This is a genomic window from Pseudomonas cichorii, assembly GCF_019719005.1.
GTDB lineage: Bacteria > Pseudomonadota > Gammaproteobacteria > Pseudomonadales > Pseudomonadaceae > Aquipseudomonas > Aquipseudomonas cichorii_E.
The window spans coordinates 1-1,240 of record NZ_JAIGPJ010000095.1; the positions used below are offsets into that span (position 1 = coordinate 1).

A 1,240-nucleotide genomic window follows, 5' to 3' on the forward strand; every position below is an offset into this window, starting at 1 on the left:
TTTTTTTCTCGATTGATTATTTTAGGGCGTCATAAACCCCGCCCTGTCGAGCAAGTCGGTGTCTTTCTGGTCTCAGTGAGGCATCGACAACAAATCAGGCAGCAGTTGAACGCCAAGACGTGCCATCACGCACCATGGCGTTCAAACGGATAATCAGCACTCGCATACAGGCCATGATCGCCACCTTCGCGCACTTGCCTCGCTCTCGTAAGCGTTCGTATCTAGCCTTGAAGTCAGCGTCATACCTGATGATGACCCACGTGGCCATGTACAGCACCCGTCGCACCTTCCCTCGGCCACCTCTGACGTAACGGGGTTTTGAGCTCTCACCACTATCACGATTAAGCGGCGCGACACCTATAAGCTTGGCTATCTTGCCTCGACCCAGGGTACCCAGCTCTGGCAAATAGCACACAAGGTTGGCGGCCGTTACAAGCCCGATGCCTTTGACCGCCATCAAACGCTTGGCCGTCTGGTCGTCCATGTCCTTCATCGTCTGGACGATAAGGCACTCGATCTCCTTGATCTGCACTTGCAGGAAGTCGATATGGGCCTGGTAGCGATCTATGACCACTGAAGTCGAGGATTGCTGGCATCGCCGCTTGTCATCATCACGATGCTGAATAAAGCGATCACGCTGCTTGATCTGTTCACTGAGCTGATCACGCTCCAGGCTGAACGGGAGGGCTTTGTACGTCTTCAAACTGACGGCAAACTCTGCCAGAACCTGGGCATCGATCTTGTCCGTCTTGGCCTCCATTCCCATCGCATCGGCAAACTGACGCACCCTCTTGGGATTGATACAGATCACCTCAATTCCCGCCTTGTCCAGTTCATGGCGCAGCAGCTTCTCATACCCCCCTGTCGCCTCGATCAGCACACGAGTGACATCCTTCTCAAAAAGACAGGGGATCAGGACGCTCATGCCTTCAAGATCATTGGTGAGACGGAAATGATGATTGGATTGTTGGAGATAGCAATCGAGATAACGCTTGGAAATATCGATACCCGCAGCAGAGAACATGGCCAATAACTCCTACACTCATAGGTGAGAGGGCTCTGGCGTTGCCCACGCTTGTATGGTTCGAGTTGGGCTCGTTCAACTGTTCGGGCTTTGGGGCCAGAGTAAAAGGGTGAATGGCAGCTATGCTCCTACGCGTGCTCTAGGGCACATCGAATAATCAGCTTGCCATTCACCCCTCTCACCTTTGACTTTATCTCTCGCTGCAGACACAAGCGA

General features: G+C 53.1%; 1 protein-coding gene. It reads right to left on the minus strand.

Annotated elements, in window-relative coordinates; all coding sequences use genetic code 11:
• Window positions 1–94: 94 nt before the first annotated feature.
• Window positions 95–1,024: a transposase gene (locus tag K5D32_RS25740; protein WP_221602322.1), complete on the minus strand. Its 930-nt coding sequence runs from the start codon at window positions 1,022–1,024 to the stop codon at window positions 95–97.
• Window positions 1,025–1,240 lie beyond the last annotated feature (216 nt).

Coding starts and splice junctions, on each gene's coding strand:
- K5D32_RS25740 (WP_221602322.1), bottom strand. CDS start 1,024: ATGTTCTCTGCTGCGGGTATCGATATTTCCAAGCGTTATCTCGATTGC.